At 41.9% G+C, this 2,694-nt stretch carries 5 protein-coding genes; all 5 read right to left on the reverse strand.

The genetic code is table 11. The features are described from left to right. Positions 1-161 precede the first annotated feature (161 nt). From MRT15_RS10925 to MRT15_RS10945, 5 genes are read right to left on the reverse strand one after another with little or no spacing between them, the layout of a single operon-like run. Positions 162-323: a hypothetical protein gene (locus MRT15_RS10925; RefSeq protein ID WP_304330217.1), complete on the reverse strand. Its 162-nt coding sequence runs from the start codon at positions 321-323 to the stop codon at positions 162-164. After that, the gene (locus tag MRT15_RS10930; protein ID WP_304330218.1) at positions 317-676 is read right to left on the reverse strand and encodes a hypothetical protein; all 360 of its coding nucleotides are present in this window, start codon (positions 674-676) and stop codon (positions 317-319) included. The genes MRT15_RS10925 and MRT15_RS10930 overlap by 7 nt, the downstream gene beginning before the upstream one ends. Before the next feature lie 20 nt (positions 677-696). After that, a complete protein-coding gene (locus tag MRT15_RS10935; RefSeq protein WP_304330219.1) occupies positions 697-1,926 on the reverse strand; it encodes a hypothetical protein in 1,230 nt (409 codons plus the stop codon). Between the two features lie 28 nt (positions 1,927-1,954). Then, the gene (locus tag MRT15_RS10940; RefSeq protein ID WP_304330220.1) at positions 1,955-2,158 is read right to left on the reverse strand and encodes a hypothetical protein; all 204 of its coding nucleotides are present in this window, start codon (positions 2,156-2,158) and stop codon (positions 1,955-1,957) included. A 23-nt stretch (positions 2,159-2,181) separates the two neighbouring features. Further along, entirely contained in the window at positions 2,182-2,511 is a 330-nt protein-coding gene (locus MRT15_RS10945; RefSeq protein ID WP_304330221.1) for a DUF1874 domain-containing protein, read from the reverse strand. Positions 2,512-2,694: the final 183 nt, after the last annotated feature.

Genomic DNA, 2,694 nt, shown 5'->3' on the forward strand with positions numbered 1-2,694 from the left:
CTGGCTGGTAGTCCCCGCATGTTTCTGGGTTGCAGTAGCTGTATCCTAGGTGGCATCCATCATCGAGGAATGGGTGAACGTTCTCTCCCCAAAACCTACATTTATTCCTCACCATTTAAACCACCCATAAAAAGTTAGGGTTTAATATGTTTCTCCAATTCTCATTTCTTCACCTTTCCATGTCTTCTGCTATGTGCTAAAGCATTGTTGTAGAGCTGAGCTTTTGAAAGGCTCCGCAGCTCCCTACCGCATACTGGGCATTCCCAGACGTAAATGCATGTACCGTCCTCAGCCCTTATCTCCTTAACCTTAGCCATCAGCAATCACCTTTTACGTTCAAATAAAATTTTGGCGGCGGATTCTGTTTACCCCACTCCTCCAGCTTCTGCCATAGCTGTTTACGTAGCTCGACCTCCAACTGCTCTTCGAACTGCTCTCTTTTCTTCCAGTATTCACGCTCAGCCCTCCTGAACTCTTCAACCTGCCTAACTACATGCTCATTCCATCCCTTCAAAACTATAACCTTCCCCAGCTCATACCTCAGGAAGTTGGAGCTATTGCTGTTTTTAGACTTGAAGTATATGTATTTCCTACCCTCCTTAACGTATCCAGTATCAGCCCAAAGAGGCTTCTCCACTCCGTAGGGACAATATATTACGGTTGCCTTCCTCACCATTTAAACCACCCAAAAAAAGGTTAGGGTTTAATATGTTTCTCCAGCTCCTCGTCAAGCCTCTTCTCCTCCATTCTAAGCTCCTCATACCTCTTCTTAAGCTCCGCAAGTCTTGGGTGGGGGTGCTTAACCCATTTGAAGCATTTAATATACTTCTTTCCTTTCTGGGACGTTCTTTCCTGATATTCGAGAAGAACAACATGCCATCCCCATTCTGGCTTTGGATCGTTAAATAACACAATAACACCATCATCTAATCTTCCAATAATATCACCTGTAGAAACACTTCTGAAGCAATAGGCTACAGGCAACTCATTAAGTTTCTTTTCCTCCTCATAGATTCTGTTCTTTTCTTCTTCAATTCTCCTCTTTTCCTCCTCAAGTTTTGCAATTAGCTTTGAAGGCAAGCATTTGGTTAGAGCCTGCTGGAAGTCCTCAGCGTCCTCAGGAGCTATTGCATTAAAGCAGTCGCAGATCCATTCACCGATATATCTTTTCTTCTCAATGAATTTCTCAGTAAACCTGGAGAATTTATACTTCCTCAAATCCTCATACTTAGCCTTCAAAATCCTTTCCACACCATACTTCTCAATGAAGTCTAGAATTAAGTCGCTGAACACTGGGAACTTTATAGTACGTTTAGGAGTTACTTTTAAGGGTTGAGCTTGAAGCGGACTCCATCCCTCCCATCCATAGTCTACTGTCATGTAGTCTTGTATAGCATCGTTAAGGCTTGAGTATATGTTAAGCCAGCTGCCGCCATCACCAGTTTTCAACACGAAGTATTCATCGCCAACTTGGAATAAGTAATGCTCTTTAAAAGCCTCATCATCGAAAACAACACCTCTTGAATATCTGCACTTGTATCTATAAACATTAACTATGGCGTTTAGGAATAATGAGGCATTATATTCTGAAAGAACTAGAACATCTCCCTCCAGTCTATAGTCATTATACATTCCTAGAGTTTCCAAACCCATAAAGTATTTTAGCTCATCCTGAGAAATGAGGAGGGAAGGCACATCTAAAACAACCTCCTCCTCATCACCGTAAATCTTAAGGTCAGGGGCATATCTTGAAAGCTCCTTTATTTTGCTAATTAACCGTGAACGGTGAATGCTTAGAGAAATAGGTATTTGTTCCCTTGCAAGAACATAGCTTACAGGATGCATAACCCCAGCATCAACAAGCTTCGAGATCTTCTCCAGCAGAGATGTAAATTGTTGCAAGGCGGAGACAGCAACTATTTTCATGTAACCACCCTGATAAAAAATAATATGATTATTTACCCTTCAAAAACTTGGCGGCCTTCCTCTTATCAGTAAATAGGACTTCACCACATTCTGGACATAGATACTCATCCTTATCAACTCCCCAGGTATCCACGTAGAAGTAGTTTCTCCCATCAAAATGAAACTGTCTAACAACTGTGCGGAAATTTTCCAAGTGATCTATCTCCTCCCCACATTTAGGACATGTAACCATACAACCACCCATAAAAAATAGGTTTAGAGTATTTGTGACTTAACAATCCAGAATGAAAGCTTACTTAGCTGCTCTTCACTCAGCACAGCTCCCTCTGGTAATCTAGTCTTCAGGAAGAAGTGAACTCCTACATCCCCCTTCTCCATCCATACACTTACCCTGTTCGCTGGAATGTTTACGCCAAGTATTTTTGAAAGCAGCTGGGCTGTCCCCTCATGCCCAACAGCTGAAACAAACCCCTGCCTGAGAAGCTGCTTAGCCTCATCAACGCTGATACGTGTAAGCAATACCTGAACGCTGGGATACTTGTCGAAATTTATTGGAACAACTAATGTATTCAGAATGTAAATCATACAACCACCCATAAAAAATTATTTAGTTCCCCTCAAAAACTTAGCTGCCTCCCCCTCATCAGTGAAGAGGATTTTGCCGCAATCTGGACAGATATATATGCTTTCAATTCTTGTGAAACCACCTACATACTTGTATTTTTCACCGTCAAAATGGAATGTACCCCAACCCTTACAGTAAACCTC

Origin of the sequence: Candidatus Culexarchaeum yellowstonense (assembly GCF_024707025.1) — an archaeon.
GTDB lineage: Archaea > Thermoproteota > Methanomethylicia > Culexarchaeales > Culexarchaeaceae > Culexarchaeum.